Below are 26,680 nucleotides of genomic sequence, written 5' to 3'. Positions count from 1 at the left end.
GTGGTGCACGGTGCCTCCTCTCGGACCGGCCGGGGCCGGTGCCCCGGCCGGGAGGTGCGGTCATCGGACTACTCGAAGCGCAGGTCCGCGATGGCCTCGAGGTCGATGCCGTACCGGTGGTAGACCTTGGTGGTGTTGACGGACGTGAGGTCGGCGCGCTCCAGTCCCAGGGCTTCGGCGGCTTCCCACACCGCCCGCTCGCTGTCGCCCTCGATCTCCAGGTACGGCGGGATGAGCGGCCACTCGTCGATCTCCAGCCGTACTGCTCCGAGTGCGTACGAGGTGCGCCGGTTCTCCTGGTAGCCGCGCGGCGTCAGCCCGGCGAGCCGCAGAAGTTCGGCGGCCTCCTCGAAGTCGCCGACGGTGACCTCGGTCTCGCGGGTCCCGTCTACCTCGTCGGTGGCGGTCTGCTTGACGCACAGCGTGGCTCCGTCCCCGGTGTCACGGAGCCTGACCCACCGTCCGGCGACGGCGGGAACGGTGTCGTACACGTACCGCCGCATCAACCGCCGCCCGGTGGTCTCGACCCCTCCTGCGGCGAGGATGCGGTGTGCGATGTCGGACGGGTCGATGCCGAGTGCCTTCGTCTCGTACTCGATGGCTGCCACAGGTGGTCTCCCACTTCCGCTTCGACGGGGGTGCAGTGCCTTGTGCTCGACGCCGGACGCCACTCGGGGCGGGCCTCATGCGAGCAGGAGGTGTCCGTGGTCGGCCAGGATTTCGCGCACCTCAGGCACGTCTTCGTGCTCCCGCAGGCGGCGGAGGACGACACGGGCGCGCTCCACCGCGCGATCCGAAGACATTGCCCCCGCCATGTCGACGACCCGGCGGCCCTCTTCTGCGGCTTGCTCGGGCTCGTTGGCGTCCGCCAGTGCCACCGCGAGCCATGACCGGTACAAAGCCATTTCGCGAAGGTGCGTGGCGTCGTAGCGCCCCAGTACGTCACGCAGCAGCGGCACGGCGCGCAGCGGGCGGCGCAGCTCGGTGAACACCCGGGCGTCCATGATCTCCAGCTCTTCGCGGCTGACCCAGTAGGCCCAGGCCGGGGCGGCGGGCCCGGTGGAGCCGGCCAGGGCCTCGTGAGCCTCCCCGAGTGCCCGGAGAGCCGGTTGCACCTCCCCGACGCGTGTGCAGGCCCAGGCCACGCGGTCCAGGAACAGCGCGCGCGCGGGCGCAGGCGCGTCCGGCCCGGCCTCCGCCACGGCCGCCCTGGCCAACTCCAGGCCCTCGCGCTCCCGGCCGGTGTTCGACAAGTGGTAGCCGAGGCTCCCCGCCAGGTTGGCCACCAGCGTGCTGTCACCGGCCTGCCGTGCGGCGGAGATGCCGAGCCGGTAGGCGCGTTCCGCGTCCTTCCCGCGGCCGCCGTCCGAGGCGATCCACCCGGCGATCTGCCCCAGCTCACCGATCTGGACAAGAAGCTGCCGACGGGTGTTCTCGGAGTGGTCGGACTCCTTGAACAGCCTTACCACCGAGCGTAATTCGCGGAAGGCGGGCGCGATGAGGTCACCGCCCGACAACACGTCGTCGGCGAGCCGTAGACCGTGCACACGGGCCGCCAGCTCGTCCACCGCGGTGCTACCGATCCGACGTCCGCCCGGGGCTTTCAGGGCCTTCAGTACGTCCCCGTCGGGCACCAGATCCGCAAGAGTCGCCGTCACGCCTGGGAGCGTCGTCCGCGCGCCCCGCGCGTATGCGGCCGCCTGCTCCAACTCATGCGGCGGTACCCCGAGTACGTGCGCGAGGCCGGGCAGCCACACCTCCGGAACGCGGCCTCCGCGCTCCCACCGGGAGACCTCGTTGCGCGTGATCGACTCCGTGCCGAAGGCGGCACACAGCAAGGCGGCGAGTTGCCTCTGCGAACGTCCGGCGTGGTGCCGCAGACCGGCGAGGTACGCGCCGAACTGCTTGCGTCGGTCAGTGCTGATCACGGCGTCTCCCTTCGTATCCAGTGTGGCCCCTCCCTGGCCCCCCGCGTGGCTCCTTCGCGCGATCACGTTCGCCGGTTACCTGAACACGAAGTGTCCCGGCGGCCGTGCGACCGGCCCCGGGACTTGGCCGACCTGAGAGAGCGGACCGACATGCCGCAACCCACAACCCGGACCCGCCCCGCAGGGCACCCCGGCTACAGCGAGACTCTGCCGCGCGAGCCCGAGAGCGCCGCCTTCGCGCGGCGCCTGGTCCGTGTCTCTCTTTCCGTCTGGGGGCTGGACGACCTGACCGAGGACAGTGCCGCGGTCGTCTCCGAGCTGGTGGCCAACGCCGTGCGGCATGCCCGGCGGGGGTCGATCCGGGTGACGGTCGAGCGGCTCGGGGAGGACCGCGTACGCCTCGGCGTCGTGGACTTCTCGCACGAGCGGCCGGTGCGCGGGACGGCGGGGACCGAGGACGAGAGCGGGCGTGGTCTGGCGCTCGTGGAAGGGCTGGCGGCGGACTGGGGGACCGAGCCGCTGCCGTGGGGGAAGCGGGTCTGGGCGGAACTGAAGGGGAGGGGCGGGGTATGAGCGAGCGGGACGTGGGCCATGGGAGGCGCGCGTGGGTGGGAGATCTGGTCCGCGACGAGGAGACGGACCGGCGCGGAGTCGTGACGGATGTGCGGGGCGGTGCCCTGTGGGTGCTCCGGCCGGAGCACGGCGGCGGGCAGTGGACCTCGCGGCGTCCCGAGCGCCTGACCGTGGTGGTGCCGCGCGCGAGGATGCGTGACCGGCTGTAGGGGGCGCGGGGAGCCGGGCGGGTGTCAGGCGGCCGGTGCCGCGCACGCCTCCTGCGGCTGGGCCGGGACGGTCGCTCCTCGCCGTGCGTCCTCCCGCTGCTGCGCCAGTACCGAGTCCACGTACACCGCGATCGCGTCGCGGCTGCGGATCAGGCATGCGATGCGCTGGGTCATGCTGTCGCGTTCGCGGACCAGGGTGGCGATGGTCTCGGGGGTGGCGTCGGCGACCTGGATGGAGCGGGGTTCCTTGAGGCAGGGCAGGATCTGCTTGATGACGCGGGTGGGGAGTCCGGAGTCCAGCAGGCCGCGGATCTGGAGGACGCGGTCCACGCTGCGTTCGCAGTAGTCGCGGTAGCCGTTCGGGGAGCGGTCGGGGACGAGGAGGCCCTGTTCCTCGTAGTAGCGCAGCAGCCTGGCCGGGGTGCCGGTGCGGGCGGACAGCTCTCCGATGCGCATGTGACCCACCTCATACGGAGCCGGATTGACCTTCACATGTATGTGAGGGTTGAACCCTAACAGGCATGTCGATGTCGCAGACGCCGTGCACCGGACGGCCCACGGACGCACCCGGCCCCGCACCCACGTCCACCCGCCCGGACACACCCCCGAGCCCGCCCCCGGACGCGGAGCCGCGCGGGAAGCTCCCCCTGTCCGCGCTGCTCGCCCTCGCCACCGCCGCCTTCATGGCGATCCTCACCGAGGCGCTGCCCGCCGGGGTGCTGCCCGAGATGGCCCGTGACCTCTCCGTCGGCGAGTCCGCCGCCGGGCAGACGCTGACGGTCTACGCCATCGCGACGGGCCTGTCCGCCCTGCCCGTGTCGGCGGCCACGGCCGGCTGGCGCCGCAAGCGCCTGGTGCTGGTGGCCGTGGTGACCTTCGCCGTGGCCAACACGGTCACCGCGCTGTCCTCGCAGTACCTGCTGACCATGGCGTTCCGGCTCGCCGCCGGGGTCGCGGCGGCCGTGGTGTGGGCCGAACTCGTCGGCTACGCCCGCCGCCTGGCGCCCCCGCACCTGGTGGGCCGGGCCATCGCCATCACCATGGCGGGCGTGCCGCTGGCCCTCTCCCTGGGCATCCCGGTCGGCACCTTCCTGGGCGGACTGGTCGGCTGGCGGGCCACGTTCGGGCTGGTCACCGCGGTCTCGGCAGGGCTCGCGGTCTGGATCGCGGTGTCCGTGCCGGACCATCCGGGGCGGCGGCCGGGCAAGCGCGAACCGGTGCTGGGCGCGCTGCGGCTGCCCGGTGTCGTGCCGGTGCTGTTCGTCGTCGCCGCCTATGTGCTGGCGCACAACATCCTCTACACCTACATCGCCGCGTTCCTCGACGCGCGCGGCGCGGGCGGCTCCCGGGACACGGTCCTGCTGGTCCTCGGACTCGCCTCGGTGGTGAGCATCGTCGTCACCGGCGTCCTGGTCGACCGCAGACTGCGCACCCTGACGGTCGCGAGCACCGCCGTGTTCCTGGTGGCCGCCGCGCTGCTGACCGTGCCGGGCGGCGGGCAGGCCCTGGTGTATCCGGCGGTGGTGCTGTGGGGCCTGGGCTGGGGCGGGGTGTCCACGCTGCTCCAGACCGCGGTGACCGCGGCCGGCGGCGACCGCGCGCAGCCCCTGCTGGTCACCACCTGGAACTCGTTCATGGCGGTCGGCGGCGCGGCGGGCGGCGTACTGCTGGACGCGGCCGGGCCGGGCTCCTTCCCGTTGACCGTCCTCGCCCTGCTGGTGCCGGTGCTGCTCGTCGTGGTGGGCGCCCGCAGGCACGGCTTCCCGGCACCACGCGCCTCCCGCTGAGCCGCAGTAGAACCAGTAGAACCAGTAGAACCAGAAGAGAACCAGTAGAGAGCCGGGAGAACCGGAAGAACAGAAGAGGGGCGGGGAGCGGAGGTGCGGCGCCTCCGCTCCCCGCCCCTCGGTGCGGGGCCCGCGCTCAGCGCAGGCGCAGCGCCTCGCGGACCGTGGTGAACAGGTCCGTCTGGTTGGTGACGCCGAGGACGCGGAAGGCCTGCGGGCCCTGCGCGGCGATACGGACCTCGGTGCCGGTGTGCTCCTGCGACTGGCCCGGGGTGTTGGTCGAGTAGTTGACCTTCAGCTGCTGGCCCTCGTCGGTGACCAGGGTGGAGGACAGGCCGGGCGGCATGGCGTCCACCGGGACGATCTGGCTGCTGTGGCCGTGGTCGGCGGTGGTCACCACGAGGGTGTCGGGGTGCTTGGCCGCGTAGTCGCGGGCCACCTTGACCGCGCGGTCGAAGGCCGCGGTCTCACCGATCTGGCCGCACGGGTCGGCGGCGTGGTCCTGCTTGTCGATCGAGGCGCCCTCGATCTGGAGGAAGAAGCCCTTGTCGGAGCGGCCGTGGCCGTGCTTCTGCTTGGCCTCCAGCAGCTGGATCGCCTTGGTGGCGGAGTCGGCCAGGCTCGGAGTGCTCGCGGGACGCGAGCTGTTGGAGGTCACGCACCGCTGCGGGGCCGTACCGCCGACCGCGGCGCCCTTGCCGGTCCACTCCACCGGCACGTTCTCCTTGGCGAACAGGCCGAGGACCGGCTTGCCCGGCCGGGCGGCCTTCAGGGACGCCTTGTCGGTGACGACCTGGTAGCCGAGCTTCTGCGCCTGCTGGGTCACGGTCAGGCCCTTGTACCGGCCCTCGGTGATCTTCTGGTCGAAGCGCTGCTTGCCGCCGCCGAAGAGCACGTCGACCTTGTGGTTGACGGACTGCTCGGCGATGGAGCCGGGGCCGCCGGCCTTGACCGTGTCCTTGGGGCACTTGGCCATGTCGGCCGGGCCCTGGCAGGAGCGGTCGGTGACGTGCGAGGCGAGCACCGCCGGGGTGGCGTCGGTGAGCTCGGCGGTGGTGACGCTGCCGGTCGCGTAGCCGTTCTTCTGCGCCAGCTCCAGGATGGTCGGGACGGCCTTGTCCGAGCCCGGCGTCTTGGAGATGCGGCCGTTGACCGTCTTGTGCCCGGTGGCCCAGCCGGTGCCGCTGGCGGCGGAGTCGGTGACGTAGTCCGGCGTGCCGTCGGCGTGCACCGCGTACGTCGTGTACGCGCCGGTCAGCGGGAACTTGTCCATGTTCAGGCGCCCGTCGGCACCCACCGTGTAGTCCCGGGCGAGGGTGATCTCGGAGTCACCCATGCCGTCGCCGATCAGCAGGATGACGTTCTTCGCCTTGCCGCCCTGGATGGCGTGCTGGGCGTGCTGCTTGCTGTCCGAGGCGCCGGCCACCGTGGTGGCGGTCAGGGCGGCCGCGGTGGTGACGGCCAGCGCGGTGGCGATCGTGAGCTGACGACGGGTGGGTCTGTGCATGGGAGCGACTCCTTGGAAGGTCCGTACCCGGGCGCCCGTACGTCGGGTACGGGCGTCGTACGGCTGCCGACGGAGTGCAGCCCACCAGCCCTTGGTGAACCACTGGGAAAGTCGTGACCCGGTCTTGGTTGCGCGGGCATGACGGCCGTACGCCCCCGAGGGGGGCGCGGCCGACACCTCGTGCGGGCGCGCGCACCGGCGCGCTCAGTCCGTGAGGCCGGGCCCGTCCTCCGGCTCCGCGCCCGCCAGGACGAGCTGCGTGAGCGGGGTGCCGTCGCCCGAGTCGAGCACGACCCGGTACAGGCCGGGCGCCGGTACGGTCACCCGCCCGGCCACGATGTCCTCGTCGCCGTACTCGTCGGCCTCCAGCGCGGCCCGCGTACGGAAGCCGCCCGGCGCGCCCGTCCCCGCGACCTCCTCGACCGTGCACTCCAGCCCCGCCGGGCCGTCCGCGCCGTGCACCCGCACCGTCCAGCGCGCGCCGGGCGCGACCAGGTCCGGCACCCGCAGCCCCAGACCCGCGGCGGCCTGCGGGGGACCCAGGTGCTCGTCCTCCTCCAGGAACGCGGTGACCGCCTCCAGCGCCGCCTCCCCCTTGGCCAGCGCCCCGTGCTGGAGGGCCAGCGGCACCGTGGCCCGGCTCAGCACGGCGGACTCCCGGTGCACCGTCCCGTCACCCGCCACGTCGAAGCGGCGCGGCGCGCCGTCGGCGTCCCGCATCAGCTCGCCGTCGCTGTGCTGCCGGAAGCTGTGCTCGTACGGCTCCACGACCCCCTGGCGCAGCGCCAGCGACTGCACCGTGCGCTGGCTGATGCCGACCACCGCCCGGTGTCCGGGCAGCGTCCGGCCGCGCAGCCGCTCGTGGAACGCCAGCGACTCCTGGGCGAGGTCCTTGTCCCCGCCCAGGTCGGCGATGTCCACGGTGGTCAGCCGCCGTACGTTCAGGCCCTCGTCCAGGCACGGGAACGTCGGCAGCAGGTCGTGCAGGCCCGGCAGGGTCACCGCGAGGTCGCGCAGCCGCCCGTGCGGCAGCGGCACCGGCGTGCCCCGGCCCGTGTTGAGGATCAGCGCGGCGGCGGCCGACCCCTGGAACGGCGTCCCGAGCGTGCACACCCCCCGGGTGTCCCGGGCCAGTTCCTCGCCGTCCGGCCCGTCGCCCAGCGCGGCGTGCACGAGCAGTCCGCCCATGGAGTGGGCGACGAACACCAGCCGTCCCTCGCGCTCGTCGACCCGGTGCCTGCGCGCCTGCGTGTGCGCCGGGTGCGCGCGCCAGCGTTCGAGGTGCGCCCGCGCGGCGGCGGCGAGCAGCCGCGCGTTCACGGCCACCGGCAGCCGCCAGTCGTACGGGAACTCCAGCACCGCCTCGGGCGCGGCCACGCTCCGCGTCACGGCCGCGACCAGATCGGTGTACGGCTCCACCCCGCGCAGCACGGGACTCCAGGCGGGCGTCGTCAGCAGCCGCCGGGCGCGGATGCGGCCGAGCCGCCCCTCGCGCTCGTCCGGCGTCAGGTGCAGCGGCCGCAGCCCCCCGGGCGTGGTCCAGGCGCGCACCAGCCACCCGGTGTTCGCCAGGCCCCACACCACCCGGTCCCGCTCCGCGTCGTACAGCTCGCTGCCCATGATGCCGGGGACGACGACCACCGCGTCCTGCGTCGTGTTGGGTGACAGAGCGGGCAGGCGGTAGGGCCGTTCGGGTGCCGGATACTGCTGCGACGGTTGGCTCATGAGGGAAGAATAGGGAGCATGCAGCGGGGGGCGGGAGCACTTGCGGGGAGCGGTGACACATCGCCGGACGCGCTGCCGGGGCAGGGGCGGGCAAGCGGCCCGGAGGACCGCGGACAGAGCCCCGAGCGCGTCCTGGTGACGGTCGCGGTCCGCGACTACGACGACGGGGACACCGAGTTCACCGAGGGCATCGACGAACAGCTCGCCGTCCTCGACGAGTGGTGGTGCTCGCCCGGCTCCGCCGAGCCCTTCCACAAGGTCCCCCAGCCCGAACTGCGCGAACGCCACGACGTGGAGCGCTTCCTGTACGAGGCCGGGGTGCGCGAGAACCGCGGCAAGGCCCTGGTCCTCTTCATCACCGGCCACGGCAGGATGGGCTCCTCCCGCACCCACTTCCTGCAACTGCCCGGGACGGACCCGAAGCGGCAGCTCGCCACGGCCGTGCGCACCAGCGACCTGGTCGCCGCCGCCCTCGACTCCCACGCCGAGAACGTCCTCGTCATCGTCAACACCTGCTTCGCCCAGGGCGTCGCCGGTGAACTCCTGCCGCTGTTCGGGGAGATCGCCGGGCGCCGCCGCCGGGGTGCCCAACTCGACGTCGTCGCCACCTGCGACCAGGACCAGCTGGTGCAGGTACGGCGCTTCCCCTCGGTGCTGCGCCGCGTCCTCGACCGGCTGCGCACCAGCGCCCAGATCACCCACGAGCGGCTGAGCGTCACCCAGTTGATGACCGAGTTCGAGAACGAGCTGGGCTCCGACCCCGAGCGGCGCAAGCACCGGCTGCACCGGGTCATCGACGGCTCCGGCTCGACCGTCCCCTCGCCCTGCCTGCCCAACCCCGGGTACCGGCCGCCCCGCGAGGTGGTCGCGCCCGCCCGCCGCCCGGTGGCCACGCCCGCCGCCGACATCGACGTATGGCTCGCGCGGGCCAGCGGGCGGCCGCACGCGGACGACCCCGGCTGGTACTTCAGCGGGCGGCGGCGCCTGAACACCGCGCTGGCCGCCTTCCTCGGCCGGCCGGGTGGCGTCCTGCTGCTGACCGGCACCGCCGGGAGCGGCAAGTCGGCGGTGCTGGGCCGGGCGGTGACCCTCAGCGACCCGCTGTTCCGCGCCAACCCGCGCTACCAGGACGCCGTCGGCTCCGCGCCGCCGGAGACCGTACCGGCCGAGGAGGCCGTCTCCGTGGCGGTGCTCGCCCGCCGCCGCACCGCCGCCGACGTCCTCGGGGAACTGCTGCGGGGCCTGGGCGTCGACCCGCCCGCGCCCGGCCCCGCCGACGACCCGGTGGAGCGGTGGACGGCCCTGCTCGACGCCTACCTCGGCGAGCCGGGGGACCCGGTGACCGTGGTGCTGGACGGACTCGACGAGGCCGCCGAGCCCTTCCGGATCGTGCACGGCGTCCTCGCCCCGCTCGGCGCGCACTGCGTGCCCCCGCCCGGCGCGCTCCCGCCCGGCGCCGCCCTCCCCGGACCGCGCCGCTCCGACCCGGGCACCGGCCGCCGCCGCCTCCGGCTGGTCATCGGCGTACGCAGCAGCCGGCCGGCGACCGGCCCGGGGGAACCGGGGGAGGCGGGGGAGGCGGACTCCGTCGTGCCGGGCGCGGTGGCGGAGGCGGCACCGGCTGCCGGACGGCGGGAGACCGGACTGCTCGGCGCGCTGCGCGAGGTCTTCCCCTCGGCGACGGTCCTGCGCACGGACGGACGGGGCAGCCGCGCCGACATCGCCGACTACGTGGAGGCGCTGATCGGTACGGGGACGAGCCCCGGCACGGAGGACGGCGAGGCCGCGGGTCCGGCCGCGGGAACCGCCGGAACGGCCCGCCGGGCGGCGGCCGTGCGCGAGGCCGCCGAGACGGTCGCCGCCGAGGTGTGGCCCTCGTTCCTGGACGCCCGGCTCGCGGGCGAGCAACTGCGGGCCGCCCCCGACCCGGCCGCCCTGGTCGCGAGCCCGCGGTGGCGGGAACTGCTGCACACCGGCACCACCGGGCTGCTCCGCCGCGATCTCCACCTGGCGCGGACGGAGGGACTGCCGCCGGACGTGGCCCTGGCGCTGCTGCGGGCCGGTGCGTTCGCGCTCGGCGCGGGCATCCCCTGGTCCACCGTGTGGCCGGCGGTGGCCGGTGCGCTGCTGGGGCGGCCCGTCGAGGAGCCGGACCGCATGATCGGCATCCTGCTGCGCGGCCGCCTCTCCGGGTATCTGGCCCACGACCACGAGGACGACCGGATCGTGTACCGCCCGGCTCATGAACGCCTGGCCGAGATCCTCCGGAACCAGCGGCAGAACCTCCTGCCGGACCGGGGCGACCCGCCGGCCCCGGCGGACGCGGGGGACGTGAAGGACGCGGCGGACGTGCGGGACGTGCCGGACGTGCGGGACGCGCGGGACGTGAAGAGTCCGTCCGGTCCGCCCGTCCCGCCTGGCCTCCGGGAGCGTACGGGCCCGCGGGCCGCGGCGGAACCGGGCCGGGCCGCCCTCCCGGACCAGACGGCCCGCAGGCGGTCAGGCCGTACCGCACCGGGCCGCCCCACCCCGGTAGTCCCCGGAGTCCCCGGAGCTTCCGGAACCCCCGGAACATGGACCACCCGTGCCGAGGCCCACCGGCTCATCGCCGAGGCGCTGGCCGGGCTGGTCGCCGAGGACGCGACCGTCCCGCCGCACCCCTACCTGAGCCGCCATCTCGCCGCGCACGCCGCACGCGGTGACGTCCTCGACGACGCGCACGTACCGCGCGCCCTGCTGCCCTGGGAGACGAGCGGCAAGGTCCGCACCCTGCTGCGGCAGACCGGCACCGGACAGCGGCAGGAGTGGCTGGAGGCATGGGCCGCCATCGAGCCGTTCCTCGGCGACGCCGATCCGGAGTCCCGGCAGGCCGGCCTGCACCTCGCGCACCACGCGGCGGCCCACCGCCGTGTCCCGCTGTCCGAACTGCCCGCTCAGGAAAGGCACTTGACGGGCTCGTGCCTCACCCCGCTGTGGACCGACTGGACGGCGACGGACAACGTCCTGGCCGTCACCGACACCGTCGTCGAGTCCCTCGCCCACACCGTCACGTCCGACGGCAGACCCCTGCTGGTCACCGGCGACAGCCACGGGACGCTGCGCCGCTGGGAGACGTACGGCGCCCCGGTCGGCGCGCCCGCCCGCACGCAGGGCGGCGCCCTCCAGCACCTGCTGCCGCTCCCTGACGACCTGCTGGTCTCCGGCGGTACGGACGGGACCGTACGGGTGTGGGACAGCACCCGCGGCCGGCTTCTGGGCGAGGCGCTGCGCCGGCCGCACACCTGGGTCAGCGGCCTCACGCTCCTCACCCCGGCGGCAGGGCCGTCCCGCGTCCTCGTCGCCCACAGCGACGGCCGCCTGACGGCCCTCGACCCGGTCACCTTCCACACGGTCGCCACCTCGGACCCGTCCGGCCCCTCGGATCCCTCTGACCCCTCTGACCCCTCGGACCTCGACGACACCGCCGGTTCCACCAGCCCCAGCACTCCTGCGGCCTCCGCACATGCCGATACCGATACCGATGCGGATGCCGAAGCCGAAGCCGATACCGAAGCCGACGTCGACGCGGACGAGACGGCGGCGGAACCGGCCGCCGATCTCCCGGCGCTCGACCCCGCACCGGCGATCCTGGCCGGTGTCCGGCTCGGGCCGGGAGAGGGCATGGCGCTGGCCGTCGCCCAGGGCGGGCGGGTCGGCGTGTGGCGGCCGGGAAAGGGGCTCGTCCCGCTGGGCGAGCACCCGGACGAGGTGCGGGCCGTGGTCGGGCTGCCCGCGCCGAACCGGTTCGCGACCTGCGACGACTCCGGGCACCTCGGCTTCTGGGACGCGGCGGAGGGCGGCGGTGAGGTGACGGCGGGACCGCCGCCCGCGCGGTCGGCCACGGCCCTGGCCGCCGTACCGGTGGACGGGGAGTCCGCCGTGGTCTGCGCCGGGAGCGACCATGTGCTGCGGGTGTGGGACACCGGCACGCGCCGCCCGCTCGGCGGCCCCCTCGAAGGCCACACGGCCACCCCGCTCGCTCTGGCCGCGGTACCGGGCGCCGTCCCGTCCGTCGTCTCCGCCGGCGGCGACCGCACCCTGCGCCGCTGGCTGCTCACGGGCCACGGCAGCCGCCCGGCGCCGGCCGTCCGCCGCTCGGTCGTGGCCGCCGCGCTGCCGGGCCGGGACGTGACCGGCGGGCCGCTCCTCGTCGCGGTGGCCGACGAGGAGGAGGCCACGCTGTGGAACGCGGACACCGGAGGCCATGTGCGGCTGCCCGTCGGCGACTCGGCGGTGACGGCCTTCGCGTGGACCGCGACCGCCGACGGGCCGCTGCTGGTCACCGCGCACAGCGACGCCAGCGTGCAGTTGTGGTCGGTGGGCGCGGGTGCGGGCTCCGACCTCGCCGGTGCGCCGGTGCGCCGGGGCACGCTGGTGAGCCACAGCCTGCCCGTGCAGACGATGGCCGCCTTCCCGGACGGCACCGGACGGACCCTGCTCGCCACCGGCGGCGCGGACGGCTCCGTCCACCTGTGGGACCTCGGGCGGCAGACCCGGCTCGCCTGCTGGGACGACCACCGCCTCAGCGTCCGCGACCTGGCCGTGCTCACCACCGGACACGGTCCGCGCGTCGTCTCGGCCGGCGCGGACGGCACCCTGCGGAGCTGGGATCCCGCCACCGGTCCGGCCGGGCCACCCGTCCACTGCGGGCAGCAGGGCGTCCACGCCGTGGCCGCGGTGCCCGCCGGGCCCGGTGAGCGTCCGCTGCTGGCCTCGGGCGGCGAGGACGGGACCGTACGCCTGTGGGACGCGGAGACGCTGTGCCCCGCCGGCGCGGCACTGGACGCCGCCGACGGCCCGGTCACGGCCCTCGCCTGCTTCCCCGCCCCGGCCGGCCGCCCCCATCTGGCGGCCACCGGCCCCGGCGGCACCGTCCACATCTGGGACGTCACCACCGGCGCCCGGGTCAGGCGCGTCGTCACCGGCAGCCCGCTGGGCGTCCTCCGGGCCCGCCCGGCGGACGGCGACGGCACCCCGCCGGGCCACCCCGTACTGCTCGCGGCCGGAAAGGCGGGCCTCAGCGTCTTCGAACTGGACCTGGGTCCTTACTGAGGCGGCGAAGCCGACACCGGGGACCCCATGACCGTCCGGTCCCGCTCCCTCCCGTCCTGTCCCGCCCTCCAGCCCCGTCCCGCGCCCCGGTCGGCCGGGCGCCCCGAGCCGGGCGTGCGCCCTCCGGATGCCTCAGCGCCTCTCCCGCGCGCCCCCGCGCGCAGGCCGAAAAACGCCCCCCTTCACAGCGGTTGCGGGACAATGATCGCTCGAATGTCCCGTCGGCACATGCACCAACCGGTACCACCCCACCCGGCGGAACACCGGTGGAACACCAGGAGTACGCACTCCGCCGGCCGGGTCTCCCGGACTCCGGCCGTGTCGTCCGCCGGCCAACAGCGGCCCAGCAGCGAGGGTGTATGAACGACACGACCCCGGCGGCGCCCGCCGCCGCCGGAAAGGCACGCGTGTGATGCGGTCGGCCGACGAACCTCCCGTGGCGCTCGTCTCCGCCCCCGAGCGGGGGATGTGGCGCCTGGGCAAGCGCGGGCAGCCGCTGGCGTACAACAGGCTGGAGCCCGAGACGAGCCAGGGCTCCAGCGCCGGCCGTTTCAGCCTGGCCACCTACGGCATGCTCTACTGCGCGAGCGATCTGGCCGGCTGCTACGCGGAGGCGCTGGCGCACTTCCGGGTCCACCCGAAGATGCGCGCCCTCATCGGCGGCGACTGGGACCGCGAACCCAGCACGATGCGCCTCGGACACCTGGCCTCCGGCTGGCGCGAGGACCATGTGCTCGTCCGGCTGCTGCCGCCCGGGGACGCCCGCTTCCTCGATGTGGACGCCGCCGCGACCCGCGAGGTCCTGATGAAGGAACTGCACAGCGAACTGAGCGCGTGGGGCGTGGAGAACGGGCTCACCGACGAGCACATCCACGGCCGTGACCGCAGGATCGCCCGGCAGATCGCCGCCTGGACCGTGGCCCAGCGCAACCGGACCGGGCACCGCCTGGCCCAGGGCATCGCCTACCGCTCCGGCTACGGTGGCCGGCAGTGCTGGGCCGTCCTCCAGGACGTCGACCTCGCCCACGCCGAACGGCGCCCCATCCGCCTGGAGGACCAGGCTCTCCAGGAAGTCGCCACGGAGTACGGCCTGCGCCTGTTCTGACCACCGCGCAGGCGGCCCGCCGCAGCTCCGGCCTGCTCCCGGCCCGCCGGTCAGCTCACCCGCCGACCCGCCGGCCAGCCCGCCCGCCGGGTCGTCACTGTCGGATCATCGGCCCCGTCACCTCCGCCACCCGGCCGCCCCCTGATGGGATGACACTGCCCCCGTCCGGGTCGGCCGAAACCCCCGTCCATCCACCCCGGTTGGCGGCGAAAATCCCCTGGTCACGCCTTTCCGAGCGATCCTGAGTCCGTTTCATGTACTCTGTCCGGGAAGGGCCTGGGTGGGATTTCCAGGGGATTCCCAGGGGGAAAGTGGTGGAGTAGCCGACGGGACAAGGGGTAGACTTGTCCCAAGACACCCATGGGGGGAGCGATGTTGACCAGGCGTCCGTTACCCGCTGACGCGCCACGGCCGACCGTCGAACGGTCGGTCCGCGTGCCCGCGTCCCTGTCCGCGACCGCCGTCACCTCCTCCCGCACGCATGCCTCCCCGCGCCCCGCCGCATCAAGGCTGACGTTCGCGCGTCCTGAGGCAGCGCCACACACCACCCTCCGCCGCGCCGTCCCGGACACCGGACGGTGCGCCGAGGAATCGAGGAGAGCATGAAGACCCTGACCGACCGATCGACCAGGACCGATCCTGGTGGCGAGACCGTCGCCCACGCGGAGATGGTTCAGGCCTCCGCGTCGGCCATCGCGCGTTTCCTCCAGGAGAACTTCGGCCAGCGGCTGACCGCCTTCATCGCCGGTATCGAGGACCCCAAGCAGGTGGGCAAGTGGTGCAGCGAGCAGAACAGCCCGCGCATCGACTCCGAGCTGCGGCTGCGCGCCGCTTATCAGATCTTCCAGATGATCTCCTTCGAGGAGAACTGCCACACCGCCCGCGCCTGGATGATCGGGATGAATCCGCAGCTGGAGGACGACTCCCCGATCCAGGCCATCGCCGAGGACCGGCACAAGGACGCCATGGCGGCGGCCCGTTCCTACATCAAGGGCGATCTCTGACCACGCCGTCCCGGCACCGGTCACCCCGCCCCGCCCGTCTGTACGACGCCCGCCCGTGCTCCGGCCGAACGCCCCCGGAGCGCGGGCGTCGCGCGTAGGGCCACTGCAAGGAGACTGCAAGGAAAGTGCCCGGCGCACCGGGAAACCCCTCGTCGACCGCTGTAGGCCGAGATGAGCGATGGGGGATCGCGTGTCCGTCGGATTCACGAGACCGGCACTGATCGAGCGAGGACACTGGCTCACCGTACGGGACTGCAAGCGGGTGCTGGTGGTCGTCCACACGGTGACGTTCGCACAGCGCCTGAAGGAAGTGTTCGAACTACTGGAGGCCGACCTGCGCGTGCAGGTCGCCTTCACCACCGCACCGCACGCCTTCGGCACCGGGGTCACCCGGTACCTGGAGGCGCAGGGCATCACCACCGTGCCCTGGAAGGAAGCCCGCCGCACCGAGTTCGACCTGGCGCTGGCCGCCGGTTCGCGCGGAGTGCACGAACTGCGCACCCCGGTCGTGCGGATCTCGCACGGCGCCGGGCACATCAAACCGCTCACCGACACCACGTCCCTGGCCCCGGGCGAGCACCGGCCGCCCGGGATGCTCAGCCGCCGGCACCTGCTGCACGAGGGCCGGGTGGTGCCGAGGGCGATCGTCTACGCACACGACCGCGACGTGGCGGAGCTGGCCCGCTCCTGCCCCGAGGCGCTGCCCGTGGCCCATGTGGTGGGCGACCCCTGCGTCGACCGGATCACGGCCGGCCTGCCGCTGCGCGGGCACTACCGCCGCGCACTGGGGGTCGAGGACGGCCAGCGCCTGGTGGTCGTCGCCTCGACCTGGGGGCAGGGCTCCACGTTCGGGCACCTCGACGCGCTGCTGCCGCACCTGGTGAGCCGTCCGCCGGACGACCGCCACCGGATCGCCCTGCTGATCCATCCGAACGTGTTCGCCGGGCACGGCACCTGGCAGGTGCACCGCTGGCTGGCCGGGTGCCGCGACCGGGGCATCGCGGTCGTGCCGCCGGAGGCCGACTGGCAGCCCCTGCTGATCGCCGCCGACTGGATCATCGGGGACCACGGTTCCCTGACGGCCTACGGCACGCTCACCGACGCGACCGTGCTGCTGACGCACGGCCCGCGCCGGGAGGTGTCGGCGTCCTCCCCGGCGGCGCTGCTGGCCGCCGCCGCACCCGTGCTGTCCTCCGCCCGGCCGCTGGCCGAGCAACTGGAGTACGCGGCGCACGAGCGCGGTCCGGGCCAGTACGAGCAGGTGGCCGCCTCGCTGACCTCGGTGCCGGGGCAGTTCCACCGGCGGATGCGTGCCCTGGTCTACCGCCTGCTCGACCTGGGCGAACCGGCCCACCCCCTGCTCGTCGCGCCACCCGCACCGCCGCCCCCACTGCGGCGGTGGGAGGTCTCCGCGGGCCCGGGGGCCGGACGATGAGGCAGCGGACCGGGACGCGCCGACACGGCCGGCGGGAGGCCCGGCCGACCGCACCGGTCACCGAGCCCCCGGCGCCGCCTCCGCCGCCGCGTCCCGGCCCCGGCACGGCCTGGGTCACCGTCTGCTTCGGTGCCCCGGCCCTCACCGCCACCCCGGGCGCCCCGCCCGGCGGTGGCCGCCCTCCCCGGCCCCGGCCGGACGAGGACACCGCGCCCACGCCCACGCCGGCCCGGGACCGGTCACAGGACCGGGACCGAGCGCGGGACCGGGGAGAGCCGGAGGACTGGGGACCCCCGGACGCCTGGGAGCCACCGCACGGCTGGGAACGGCTGCACGCCTGGGAACGGCTGCACGGCTGGAGGCGGCTCGCCGTCCTGCGGCGGCTGACCGCCCTGGGCCGGTGGGACGGTTCGGGGCGGCCGGCCGCTTCCGGTCGCCCGGCCGTTCCGGGTCTGCCCGGTGCCTCGGGGCCCCCTCGGGATGTCCGGGGCGGGCCGGACGTGCCGAGTCCGCCGGGGAGCCCCGGCCCGGCGGGTTGGTCGGCCGTGCTGTGGCGGTCGGACGTGTCCCACGGACGGGCCTTCGTCCGTGCCGACCCACCGGCCCGCGCCCCGGACGGACGGCTCGCGCCGGTGCGCCCGGCCTGCGGTCATCCGCCGTCCGGCGGCCTCGCGTCCGGCGGTCTCCCGTCCGACGGCCTCGCGTGCGATGTGCACCTGCGCGCGGATCCGGACGCACCGGGGCGGCCGGAACTCGCGGAGCACGCCGATGTGCTGGTGAGCCGGGTGCCGCTGCCCGCTCCGGCGGCCCGTGCCCGGGTGGACGACCTGCTGGCCCGTCACCCCGGCTGCCTGGTCGCAGCGGTGCCCGGTGTCGGCACCGGGTACGTGCTCGGCGTACGCGGCGTGTTCGGCGTGCGGGGCAGCCCGGCGGACGGCCCTGGGACCCGGCGCACAGGGCCCGCGCCGTACGGCACGGGACGCCATGAGCCGGGGCCGTACGCCGCCACGGACCTGGCCGCCTCCGTGCTGCACGCGTGGCTGGCGGCGGGCGGGGCGCGGGAGGCCCTGCGCGCCGTCGTCCCGCTGGACCACCCGTGGTCCGCGCGGTACTCCACCGGCGGCGGGTGACGGGAGGACGGCGCGGGGGAGCGACCGGCAGCGGCACCTCTCACAGGTGCCGCAGCCGGTCCTCCAGGCGCTCCGCGTCCGCCGGGTCCAGCCGCCGCGCGAGCTCCAGGGCACCGGCGTACAGACGGGCCGCCCCGGCCGTGTCGCCCTGCGCCTCGGCGGACCGGCCGAGCCATTCCAGACAGCGGCCCTCCCAGTGCTCGGAGCGGGCGTCACCGGACCGGAAGGCGGCGAGGGCGTCCCGCAGCAGCGGGACGCCCTCCGCGTCCCGCCCGTCCCGGCACAGGACGTGCCCGAGCAGGGCCCGTACCCGGGTCGCCTCGTACGTCTCGTCCAGCGCGGTCAGTTCGTCGTGGGCGCGACGCAACTGCTCGGCCGCCTCGGTGAGTTCGCCGAGGGCCAGGGCGGTCTGGCCGAGCCGCCGCCGGGACAGGGCGGCGCCGCGCCGGTAGCCGACGGCCTCCCGCAGCCGCAGTGCCTCCCGGAAGTGGTCGCGGGCCTCGGCCGGGCGGCCCGTCTGCAACCGGATGTGCCCGAGCCCGCTGACCGCCTGGGCCTGCTGGCGTACGTCGCCGTCCTCGACGGCCTTCGCCAGCGCCCACCCGTACCACTCGCCCGCCTCCTCGTACTCCCCGGCGTCCCGCAGGCCGATCGCACCGGAGGTGAGCATCCGGCCCTCGCCCTCCCGCGAACCGCAGCGGCGGGCCGCGTCGAGCCCGAGGCGATGCGCCTCCAGCCACATCGCGGACGGACGGAGACGGAGGAAGAGGGGCCACATCAGGTCGACCAGGCGCCAGCAGCTCGTGTCCCAGCCCGCGTCCGCGCAGTGCCGTACGGCGCCCATCAGGCCGTTGCGGTGCGTGTCGAGCCAGGCGAGCGCCTCCTCGGGGCCCGCCAGGGGGGCGGGGGCGACGCCCGGTGCGTGGACGTCGTGGCCGGGCAGCCGGTGACTGGGGGTCAGGACGAGTTCGGCGGCGCCCGCGGTGACCAGGCACCAGTCGACGTACCGGCGCAGCACGGCGGCCCGGTGGGCGGGGTCCTCGTGCTGCTCGCCGAGGCGGCGGGCGTGCGGCAGGACGAGATCGTGGAAGCGGTGGGTCTCCGGGCCGGTCTCCTCCAGGAGGTTGGCCTCCACCAGGGCGTCCACGGCGGTGTCGACGGCCGTGTCCTCGCCGTCGCTCCCGTCGCTCGTGCCGTTCGCCACGGCCGCCAGCATCGGGAGGTCGTGCCGGTCGGTGGGCAGCAGGCCCATCCGGCGGTAGAGCACGGCCGCGTAGGCGGGCAGCAGGGCGTACGACAGGTCCAGCGCGGTCCGCATCACGGCCTCGCCGTCGATGCGGAGCGAGCCGAGGGCGCCCTGTCCCCGGGAGAGGCTTTCGGCCAGGGCGGCCACCGGACGGTGGGGCCGCAGGGCGAGCTGGGCGGAGGCCAGGCCGACCGTCAGCGGCAGCCGGCCGCAGAGCCGGACCACCTCGTGCGCGGCGGCGCTCTCCCGGGCCACGCGGTCCCCGCCGCCGACCGCGAGCAGTTCGACCGCCGAACGCGTCGGCAGCCCTTCGAGCCGGTGCAGCGACGCCCCGTCGACCCGCAGCCCCGTGAGGCTGTTCCTGCTGGTCACGACGGTGAGCCCGGCCGGGCTGCCGAGCAGCAGCGGGCGTACCTGGGCGGCCGTGAAGGCGTTGTCGAGCAGCACGGCGAGCCGCAGTCCGGCGGTCACGGAGCGCCACAGCGCGGCCCGCTGGGCGGTGCCGACGGGTACCGCGGAGACGCCGAGCGCGACCAGGAAGCCTTCCAGGACCGTGCCGGGGGAGGCGGGCCCGCCGCCGTCCCGGGGGCCGGTCTCCTCGGCGGTGTGGCCACCGAGGTCGGCGTAGAGCTGGCCGTCGGGGAAGCCGTCCGCCTGCTCGTGCAGCCAGCGCACGGCGAGGGTCGTCTTCCCGACCCCGGGCAGGCCGCTGACGACCAGGACCTGCGGGGCCCCGGCCGGGCGGGCGGCACGCAGGGCGTCCAGCGCGCGGCGGTCGTCCTCCCTGCCGACGAAGCTGGCGGTGAGGTACGGGAGTTGGCGCGGTACGGGCGGCCGGGGCGGGGGAGGGGGCGCCGGTGCGGGCTGGTGGAAGTGGATGCCGCCGCTGACGCTGCGGGCCTGCACGACGGGGCCTTCGAGTACGGCGTCGCCGCTGATGACGTTGCTGGTCGGGGCAGGTGATGCGGGGGGCTGCTGTGGGGGCGGGGGCGGGGGTCCGTGGCGCCGTAACCAGTGGGTGAGGGCGTCGCGCGTGGCGGTGTCGCGCAGGGCCAGCGCGGACAGTTCGCCCGCGAGCCGGTGCCAGGCCGCGGCCCGTGCGGCGCGGTCCGAGGGGCCCGCCGCCGGGGCCCCGCGGCCCGCCGTCCGCAGGACATGGAGCAGTTCCTGCCAGGCGGCGGAATCGCGGTCGTCGGCACAGGCGGCCATGGCCGCCGACAGCTCCTCCACTCCGTCCGGTCGTGGAAAACGCATGCAGGCCCCTTTCGGAAGATCGTCTTCACCGCGGCCAAGAAGGGAACAAGAAGAGAAAAGGATGGACCGTTAATCGCTCAATTTCGGTCTCGTTCGGTGGGCATATAGCCATGCATGGCAGGCCCATGACACCCTCGGACGCCCTGGAAGCGCAAGGCCGCCACCCTGGTCGGGGAGGTCGCTGGTGGAGTTCGAGATTCGTCTTTCCGGAGCGGTCGAAGTGCTGGTCGGTGGTCGACGCAGTGATCTCGGATCCATAAAGCCGCGCATAGCGCTCGCGGCGCTGGCCTGGGACGCGGGGCGGACAGTAGGGGTAGACACCCTTATTCACCGTATATGGGACGAGAACCCGCCGGTCAAGGCCCGGGAGACGCTGCACGCCCACATCTCCCGGATCCGCGCCGCCCTGCGCGGTGCCGACGAGGACGCCGCAGTGATCGTCAGCCGGACGAACTCCTATGTGATGCGCGTCGACCCGGACCGCGTCGACCTGCGGCACTACACGAGCTGCGTCGACCAGGCCCGCGCGCTCAAGGGCACCGACGACGAACGGGCGGCGCTCGACCTGCTGGACCGGGCCGACGGGCTCTGGCGCGGTGAACCGCTGGCCGGGATCAGCGGCTCCTGGCCCGGCCATCTGCGCACCACGGTCGCCGAGACACGCCTGGTCGCCGCGATCACCCGGGCCGAGATCCTGGTCGGCGCCGGGCGGTTCACGGACGCCGTGCCGGTGCTGCTGCCCCTGGTGGCGGAACGCCCCGTCGACGAGGCGCTGGTGGAGCTGCTGGCCGTGGCGCTGCACGGCAGCAGCCGTACCGCCGAGGCGGCCAGGCTGCTCCAGCGGACCCGGCAGCGGGTCATCCGCGACAGCGGTCTGGACGCGGGCCGCCGGCTGCACCGCGTCCAGGAGGGGATCCTGGCCGGGACACCGATGGTCGCGCTGCTGCGCGAGGTCGGCGTCACCGGCGGGACGGCGCCCCGGCCGCCGGTGCGGATCCCGGACAACCTGCCGCGCGACGTCCCCTGGGTCGGCCGCCGGGAGGAACTGCACCGCCTGACCGAGGCGCTGTCCGAGGGCACCGGGGACGCGGCGCCCGTGGTCACCGTGGAGTCGATCTCCGGCATGGGCGGCGTCGGCAAGACGGCGCTGGCCGTCCACCTGGCCCACCATGTCCGCCACCGCTATCCGGACGGCGCCGTCTTCGTGCACCTGGGTGGGCACGCCTGCGACCGGGCGGCCGTCGCGCCCCGGCGGGCGCTCACCGAGATCCTGCGGCTGCTCGGGGTGCCCGGTACGGAACTTCCGGAGAGCACGGACGAGTTGACGGCGCTGTGGCGTTCCATGGCCCGGGACCGCCGGATGCTGGTGATTTTCGACGACGCGGCCGACCCCGACCAGGTGCGCCGGCTGCTGCCGGGCGCCTCGCCGACCGCGGTCGTGGTGACGAGCCGCAAACGGCTGCCCGGACTGCCCGGTGTGCGGCCGGTGTCGCTGGGCGTGCTGCCGCCGCAGGATGCGAAGGCGTTGTTCCTGCAACGCCTCGGGCCGCGCGGCGGCACCACGGACCAGGAGGTCACCGACATCGTCCGCATCTGCGGGCATCTCCCGCTGGCCGTCGAGATCGCCGCGAGCCGCCTGCTCGCCCACCCCTCCTGGACCACCACCGACCTGCTGGCCCAGCTCGCCACCGGCGACGGACACCTGGACGAGCTGCGCGACGGCGAGCGCAGTCTCACCCACGTCTTCGACCTGTCCTACGACGCCCTGACCGTGCGGCAGCGGCTGGTCTTCCGCCGGATCGGGCTGCACCTCGGCGCGGAGTTCGGACCGTACGCGGTGGCCGCGCTGACCGGCCTGGACCCTGGCACCGCCGAACGGGTGCTCGAAGAATTACTGGCCCATCATCTGGTCTCCGAGCCTGTGCCGCATCGTTTCACTATGCATGATCTTCTGCGCGGGTATGCGCGTTCGTTGATCGGGACCGATGTGAACGGACCGGAAGAGCAATCAGATTCGATCACCGGACGGCTGGTCGATTTCTATCTCCGCGCGGCGGACGCGGCCGACCGGCTGGCCTATTCCTTCCGCTCCCGCACGGCATTCGCCGGCGCGGGTGACGAGGCCGGGCGGCCCGCGATTCCGGAATTTTCCGGGACCCGGGCGGCCGAGCAGTGGCTGAAGTCCGAGAGCGCGAATCTCCTGGACTCGCTCGACTGGATCGCGGAACACGGGACGCCGCATCAACTCGCTTGCGCAGCACATGTGTTGGCCGGGTTCCTGGACATGCAGGGCCATCTCGCCACGGCCGAGCCGCTGCACCGGCGGGCCGTCGACCACTGGTCCGCCGCAGGCGACAGCGCCGCGCTGGCCCGCGCCCTGCTGGACCTCGGCACGGTCCGCACCCACCGCTCCCGCTTCGAGGAAGCGATAGCGGCGGCCCGCGAGGCCCGCGAACTCGCCCGCTCGCTCAGGGATCCGGAACTGGAGAGCGAGTGCGTGCACCAGATGTCGATCGCCCTGTGGCAGACGGGGCGGTACGCATTGGTTCAGTCGCTCCAGAAGCAGGCGTTGACTTTCCTTACGCAAATCAAAGACTCGATGCGTCTCGCGCGCTGCTACAACATGCTCGGCGTGGCACTTCTCCATTTGGCGGAGCACGACGAAGCGCTTGACTGCTTTCATTCCGCGCTGGATTTCTTCACCGAAGTGGGAGACGAGCGCGGGAAATACAGTGCGTTGAACAATACGGCCGAATTATTGACCAGGACGGGAAATCCGGAGGCGGCCGAGCGCGCTTATCGGGAAGCCATGGGGCTCGCCGCGGGCGTGACCGACCGCAGGGAGCAGGCCACGGTTCGGATGAACCGCGCGAACGTCCTGGTCGTCCTCGGCAGGACGGAAGAGGCTTTTGCCCTCTTCGACGAGATCCTGCCGGTGTTCCGCCAGGTGGGCGACCTGAGGGGCGAGGCCATCGCCCTCAACGGCACCGGCCGCGCGCATCGCTCCGCCGGCCGTCCCGAGCAGGCCATCCCGCTGCATGTCGCCGCGCTGGCGGTGGCCCGGCGCATCCACGCCGTGGGCGAGGAGATCGAGGCGCTGTACGACCTGGCGCGTGCCGAACAGGAAACGGGCCGCGCGGCTCAGGCCGTTGCGCATTACGAGGAGAGCCTCGCGCTGAGCCGCCGGATCGGTGCTCCGGCGGAGGAGGGGCGGGCCGCGCAGGCGCTGACTCGGCTGCGTGCGCAGGCGCGTTGACGCTGTGCGTGTGATCCGAAGGTCACGCTAATATGCCGCCACGGCGCCGTACCCATCTCAGTCTCACGATGTCAGGGATTTCCATGCTGGAACTGTCCCGGGCATATGCCAGCAGCAAGGATGAAATGAGAACGACACTCTTTTCGGCGGCCATGCTCACCCTCACCTGCATTGTGTTCGCGATAGCGAACTCGCCGAGCGGTACCTTCCCCGGCGCCTGACGGGCCGAGGCGGCCGGTGCGGGCACCCTCCCTCAGGGTCCCGCACCGGCCGTCCCCCGCTCAAGCCCCCTGCACAGCCCCCTACTTGATCCCCGTCACAATCTGCCGGATCGTCTCCAGCGGCAGCTTCGGGGAGCCGTCGGGGAAGAGGAGGCCATTGGTCTCCTGGGCGGTGTCCATGAACTGGGTGTAGCAGAAGCCCGCAACGACCGGACTGTCGCGCAGCGCCGCGAACAGCTCGCCGAGCAGGGCGGCGTACTGGGTGTCGGAGCTGGTCCGGGTGTAGGAAAAGGAGCCCTCGTCGGCCCGCAGCGAGAGCCCGCCGAACTCGGTGATCATGAGGGGGGCGTCCCCCGCGGCGTACCGGGCGAGCTGGCGCTCGGTGACCGCGAGCACCCGCCCCTGCGGGCCGGGCCCGGCCAGGACCGCGTCGACGGCGGCGGCGTCACCGTAACGCCGGGTGAGTTCGGCGGGGTCGGCGGAGTAGTCGTGCACACCGAGGATGTCGCTGTCGGTGTGCTCCCAGCCCTCGTTGGACAGCACGGGCCGGGTCGGGTCGAGGGCCCGGGTGAGGTGGGCCAGCGCGAGCGAGTAGTGCCGCTGCGCGCTCTCGTGCGGGATGTCGGAGGCGCCCCAGCTCTCGTTGAGCGGCACCCAGGTCACCACGGACGGGTGGCTGCGGTCGCGCCGTACGAGGTCGAGCCACTCGCGGGTGAGCAGTTCCACCGCCTCGGTGCCGAACTCGTAGGCGGCGCCGGTCTCGCCCCACACCAGCAGGCCGAGCCGGTCGGCCCAGTACAGGAAGCGCGGGTCCTCCGCCTTCTGGTGGACGCGGACCGCGTTGAAGCCCATCGCCTTGATCAGCTCGACCTCGCGGCGCAGTTCCTCGGTGCCGGAGTTCGCGATCAGCGTGTCGGTCCGGTACCCCTGGTTGAGGACGGAACGCACGTAGTACGGGCGGTCGTTGAGCAGGAACGCGCCCCGGCCGACCCCGGTGCTGCGCAGGCCGACGTAGCTGTGGACGGTGTCGAGGACGGTGCCGGTGCCGGCGTCGCGCACGGTCATCCGTGCGTCGATCAGCGTGGGCCGCTCCGGGCTCCACAGCAGGTCCTCGCGGTCGATGCCGTTGCGCAGCGCGGGGATCACGACGTCGACACGGCTGCGCGGGGTGCCGGTCTCGGTGGTGCTCCGGGCCAGCACCGCGCCGTCCAGGCTCAGTTCGATCTCGACCGACAGCGGGGCGGCGGGCGTGGCGGCGAGAGTGATCTCGGCGAGGACGCCGCGCGCGGGATCGGGCAGCCAGGCCAGGTCGGTGACGCGCTGGGCGGCCACCGTCTCCGTCCACACGGTCTGCCAGATGCCGGTGGTCCGCTCGTACCAGACGGCGTGCGGCCGGTCCTGCCAGTCCTGCTTGCCGCGCGGCTGCGCCAGGTCGGCGGGGTCGTCCTCGGCGCGCACGACGAGGACGTGCTCGTCGGCGCCGGGCCGCAGCGCGTCGGTCACATCGGCGGTGAACGGGGTCTGCCCTCCGACGTGTTCGGTGACCAGACGGCCGTCGAGCCAGACCTTCGCGCGGTGGTCGACGGCGCCGAAGTGCACCAGCGCGCGCTCGCCGGGACCGGCCGCGAGGACGTCGTGGGAGATACGGCGGCGGTACCAGACCACCCGGTGCGGCGCGGTCTCGCCGATCCCGGAGGCGGGCGCCTCGGGCGGGTACGGGACGGTGATCTCCCGGTCGAACGCGCCGGCCCCGCCCTCGGCGTACCACGCGTCGCGCTCGCCCGCGCCGGTGTCGTCGTACCCGAACTCCCAGACGCCGTCGAGGCTGTGCCACCGCTCCCGCCGCAGGATCGGCCTCGGATACGTCCCGTCCTGCTCGCTCGCCCTCACGAGTCCTCCCTCTGCCTTTTCCGGCATGCCGGTGTCGGCCGATTTCAACGTTTCTATAATCGGAGCCCTGTCATCATGAGTGATCGTTTGCATCGATGCAAGAGCGGGTGGAGTGCGGCGGCACGGTGCCGCCGCCGGTGCGGCAGACTCGGGGGCCGACTCGACGGAAGGAGCCCCTCCATGGCCAGGGTGCGGATGCGGGACGTGGCCGAGCACGCCGGAGTGTCGGTGCGGACGGTCTCGAACGTGGTCAGCGGCTATCCGCACGTCAGCCCGGACACCCGGGCGCGCGTGCAGCGCTCGCTGGACGAGCTGGGCTACCGCATGGACTACATGGCCCGTGGCCTGCGCTCGGGCCGCACCGGGTTCATCGCCCTCGCGGTGCCCTTCCTCGCCGAGCCCTACTTCGCCGAGCTGGCCCAGGCCGTCATCCGGGCCGCCGGCCGGCGCGGGACCACGGTGCTGGTCGAGTCGACGGCGGGCGACCCCGAGGTGGAGCGGCGCATCCTCGACGGCGGTCTGACCAACGTCGCCGACGGCGTGCTGCTGAGCGCCCTGACCCTGCCGGCCGCCGACGTCGCCGCGGCCCGTCCGGACTTTCCGCTGGTCATGCTGGGGGAGCACAGTGTCGGCGACCAGTTCCCGAGGGTCGGCATCGACAATGTGGCCGCCGCCCGAACCGCCGTGGAACACCTGCTGGAGCAGGGCTGTCGGCGCATCGTCGCGCTCGGCCGCAACGGCAGCGAGAACGGCCGCCAGCGCACCGAGGGCTACCGGCAGGCGATGGAGGCGGCCCGGGTGCGCCGGGTGAACTGGCTGGTGGCACCGGTCGAGGACTGGACCAGGGACCAGGGCTACGCCGCCGTACGCGAGCTGCTGGAGGGCGACGGGCCGCTGCCGGACGCGGTGTTCGCGTTCAACGACGCGCTGGCCGTGGGGGCGCTGCGGGCCCTGGACGCCTCCGGGGTGCGGGTGCCCGAGGAGGTCGCGGTGGTCGGCATCGACGACATCCAGGAGTCGGCGTACACCCACCCGCCGCTCACCTCCATCGCCCCTGACCTGGACGTTCTCGCCGAACGCGCGCTCACGCTGCTGGAGGAGCAGGGCGGGCGCCGCACGGGCGGCCCGGCGGGGACGGAGCCCGAGGGCGCCGCGGCCGAGGCGGCAGCCCAGGAGGCGACCCCCTTCCGTCTGGTCGTCCGCGAGTCCTCGCTGCGTCGGCGCGGCCCCGCGGGGGACTGAAGCCGACGCGGGGGCGGGCGGGCACGCGTCGCACCCGCCCGCCCCCGCGGACCGACCTCGTCAGCCGTCACGCAAGG

18 protein-coding genes are annotated in these 26,680 nt (G+C 74.1%); 11 read left to right on the top strand and 7 right to left on the bottom strand.

Annotation, left to right across the window (positions count from 1 at the left end; all coding sequences use genetic code 11):
* Positions 1–68: 68 nt before the first annotated feature.
* The gene (locus R4Z62_RS15670; RefSeq protein WP_491520097.1) at positions 69–608 is read right to left on the bottom strand and encodes a class IV adenylate cyclase; all 540 of its coding nucleotides are present in this window, start codon (positions 606–608) and stop codon (positions 69–71) included.
* A 75-nt stretch (positions 609–683) separates the two neighbouring features.
* A complete protein-coding gene (locus R4Z62_RS15665; RefSeq protein ID WP_491520096.1) occupies positions 684–1,928 on the bottom strand; it encodes a helix-turn-helix domain-containing protein in 1,245 nt (414 codons plus the stop codon).
* 150 nt (positions 1,929–2,078) lie between these two features.
* On the opposite strand from R4Z62_RS15665, the gene R4Z62_RS15660 reads away from it, so the two are divergent.
* Both R4Z62_RS15660 and R4Z62_RS15655 read left to right on the top strand, forming a co-directional pair.
* The gene (locus R4Z62_RS15660; RefSeq protein ID WP_491520095.1) at positions 2,079–2,501 is read left to right on the top strand and encodes an ATP-binding protein; all 423 of its coding nucleotides are present in this window, start codon (positions 2,079–2,081) and stop codon (positions 2,499–2,501) included.
* On the top strand, positions 2,498–2,710 hold the full coding sequence (locus R4Z62_RS15655) for a hypothetical protein (RefSeq protein ID WP_491520094.1): 213 nt from the start codon (positions 2,498–2,500) through the stop codon (positions 2,708–2,710). Before R4Z62_RS15660 ends, R4Z62_RS15655 begins: the two co-directional genes overlap by 4 nt.
* Positions 2,711–2,734: 24 nt before the next feature.
* Here the strand turns inward: R4Z62_RS15655 and R4Z62_RS15650 are convergent, their stop codons facing one another.
* Complete coding sequence (locus R4Z62_RS15650) at positions 2,735–3,166, bottom strand: MerR family transcriptional regulator (protein ID WP_491520093.1); 432 nt, start codon at positions 3,164–3,166, stop codon at positions 2,735–2,737.
* A gap of 65 nt (positions 3,167–3,231) precedes the next feature.
* Here R4Z62_RS15650 and R4Z62_RS15645 point away from each other — a divergent pair, with 65 nt between their 5' ends.
* Positions 3,232–4,497 carry an MFS transporter gene (locus R4Z62_RS15645; protein ID WP_491520092.1) on the top strand — a complete coding sequence of 422 codons (1,266 nt, stop codon included), beginning with the start codon at positions 3,232–3,234 and terminating at the stop codon, positions 4,495–4,497.
* 136 nt (positions 4,498–4,633) lie between these two features.
* On the opposite strand, the gene R4Z62_RS15640 is transcribed toward R4Z62_RS15645, so the two are convergent.
* Together R4Z62_RS15640 and R4Z62_RS15635 are read right to left on the bottom strand one after the other, a co-directional pair.
* Positions 4,634–6,004, bottom strand: a complete 1,371-nt coding sequence (locus R4Z62_RS15640; protein ID WP_064534269.1) for an alkaline phosphatase — start codon at positions 6,002–6,004, stop codon at positions 4,634–4,636.
* Between the two features lie 204 nt (positions 6,005–6,208).
* Positions 6,209–7,729 carry a lipase/acyltransferase domain-containing protein gene (locus R4Z62_RS15635; RefSeq protein ID WP_491520091.1) on the bottom strand — a complete coding sequence of 507 codons (1,521 nt, stop codon included), beginning with the start codon at positions 7,727–7,729 and terminating at the stop codon, positions 6,209–6,211.
* An 18-nt stretch (positions 7,730–7,747) separates the two neighbouring features.
* Here R4Z62_RS15635 and R4Z62_RS15630 point away from each other — a divergent pair, with 18 nt between their 5' ends.
* The 5 genes from R4Z62_RS15630 to R4Z62_RS15610 all read left to right on the top strand — a co-directional run bounded on the left by R4Z62_RS15630 (position 7,748) and on the right by R4Z62_RS15610 (position 17,494).
* Positions 7,748–12,820 carry an AAA family ATPase gene (locus tag R4Z62_RS15630; protein WP_491520090.1) on the top strand — a complete coding sequence of 1,691 codons (5,073 nt, stop codon included), beginning with the start codon at positions 7,748–7,750 and terminating at the stop codon, positions 12,818–12,820.
* Positions 12,821–13,232: 412 nt separating this feature from the next.
* Complete coding sequence (locus R4Z62_RS15625; protein ID WP_064534271.1) at positions 13,233–13,925, top strand: RES domain-containing protein; 693 nt, start codon at positions 13,233–13,235, stop codon at positions 13,923–13,925.
* A 602-nt stretch (positions 13,926–14,527) separates the two neighbouring features.
* On the top strand, positions 14,528–14,929 hold the full coding sequence (locus R4Z62_RS15620) for a hypothetical protein (RefSeq protein WP_064534272.1): 402 nt from the start codon (positions 14,528–14,530) through the stop codon (positions 14,927–14,929).
* Between the two features lie 190 nt (positions 14,930–15,119).
* Positions 15,120–16,364 (top strand): hypothetical protein, encoded by a 1,245-nt coding sequence (locus R4Z62_RS15615; protein ID WP_491520089.1) that lies wholly within the window; start codon positions 15,120–15,122, stop codon positions 16,362–16,364.
* Between the two features lie 563 nt (positions 16,365–16,927).
* A complete protein-coding gene (locus R4Z62_RS15610; protein WP_491520088.1) occupies positions 16,928–17,494 on the top strand; it encodes a hypothetical protein in 567 nt (188 codons plus the stop codon).
* 40 nt (positions 17,495–17,534) lie between these two features.
* On the opposite strand, the gene R4Z62_RS15605 is transcribed toward R4Z62_RS15610, so the two are convergent.
* Positions 17,535–19,994, bottom strand: coding sequence for a tetratricopeptide repeat protein (locus tag R4Z62_RS15605; protein ID WP_491520087.1), 2,460 nt, complete (start codon positions 19,992–19,994; stop codon positions 17,535–17,537).
* Positions 19,995–20,178: 184 nt separating this feature from the next.
* On the opposite strand from R4Z62_RS15605, the gene R4Z62_RS15600 reads away from it, so the two are divergent.
* The gene (locus R4Z62_RS15600; protein WP_491520086.1) at positions 20,179–23,250 is read left to right on the top strand and encodes an AfsR/SARP family transcriptional regulator; all 3,072 of its coding nucleotides are present in this window, start codon (positions 20,179–20,181) and stop codon (positions 23,248–23,250) included.
* A gap of 83 nt (positions 23,251–23,333) precedes the next feature.
* Positions 23,334–23,471: a hypothetical protein gene (locus R4Z62_RS15595; RefSeq protein ID WP_491520085.1), complete on the top strand. Its 138-nt coding sequence runs from the start codon at positions 23,334–23,336 to the stop codon at positions 23,469–23,471.
* Positions 23,472–23,552: 81 nt separating this feature from the next.
* Here R4Z62_RS15595 and R4Z62_RS15590 read toward each other — a convergent pair whose 3' ends face one another.
* Positions 23,553–25,361 carry a glycoside hydrolase family 2 protein gene (locus R4Z62_RS15590; protein WP_491520084.1) on the bottom strand — a complete coding sequence of 603 codons (1,809 nt, stop codon included), beginning with the start codon at positions 25,359–25,361 and terminating at the stop codon, positions 23,553–23,555.
* 180 nt (positions 25,362–25,541) lie between these two features.
* On the opposite strand from R4Z62_RS15590, the gene R4Z62_RS15585 reads away from it, so the two are divergent.
* Entirely contained in the window at positions 25,542–26,603 is a 1,062-nt protein-coding gene (locus tag R4Z62_RS15585) for a LacI family DNA-binding transcriptional regulator (RefSeq protein WP_237305389.1), read from the top strand.
* Positions 26,604–26,680: the final 77 nt, after the last annotated feature.

It is taken from the genome of Streptomyces sp. PL-25 (genome assembly GCF_058344915.1).
Note: the sequence above shows the minus strand (reverse complement) of the source record. Positions and strands in the feature narration are given on the sequence as shown.

Coding starts and splice junctions, on each gene's coding strand:
- R4Z62_RS15650 (WP_491520093.1), bottom strand. CDS start 3,166: ATGCGCATCGGAGAGCTGTCCGCCCGCACCGGCACCCCGGCCAGGCTG.
- R4Z62_RS15630 (WP_491520090.1), top strand. CDS start 7,748: ATGCAGCGGGGGGCGGGAGCACTTGCGGGGAGCGGTGACACATCGCCG.
- R4Z62_RS15605 (WP_491520087.1), bottom strand. CDS start 19,994: ATGCGTTTTCCACGACCGGACGGAGTGGAGGAGCTGTCGGCGGCCATG.
- R4Z62_RS15640 (WP_064534269.1), bottom strand. CDS start 6,004: ATGCACAGACCCACCCGTCGTCAGCTCACGATCGCCACCGCGCTGGCC.
- R4Z62_RS15645 (WP_491520092.1), top strand. CDS start 3,232: ATGTCGATGTCGCAGACGCCGTGCACCGGACGGCCCACGGACGCACCC.
- R4Z62_RS15660 (WP_491520095.1), top strand. CDS start 2,079: ATGCCGCAACCCACAACCCGGACCCGCCCCGCAGGGCACCCCGGCTAC.
- R4Z62_RS15655 (WP_491520094.1), top strand. CDS start 2,498: ATGAGCGAGCGGGACGTGGGCCATGGGAGGCGCGCGTGGGTGGGAGAT.
- R4Z62_RS15625 (WP_064534271.1), top strand. CDS start 13,233: ATGCGGTCGGCCGACGAACCTCCCGTGGCGCTCGTCTCCGCCCCCGAG.
- R4Z62_RS15635 (WP_491520091.1), bottom strand. CDS start 7,729: ATGAGCCAACCGTCGCAGCAGTATCCGGCACCCGAACGGCCCTACCGC.
- R4Z62_RS15620 (WP_064534272.1), top strand. CDS start 14,528: ATGAAGACCCTGACCGACCGATCGACCAGGACCGATCCTGGTGGCGAG.
- R4Z62_RS15595 (WP_491520085.1), top strand. CDS start 23,334: ATGCTGGAACTGTCCCGGGCATATGCCAGCAGCAAGGATGAAATGAGA.
- R4Z62_RS15585 (WP_237305389.1), top strand. CDS start 25,542: ATGGCCAGGGTGCGGATGCGGGACGTGGCCGAGCACGCCGGAGTGTCG.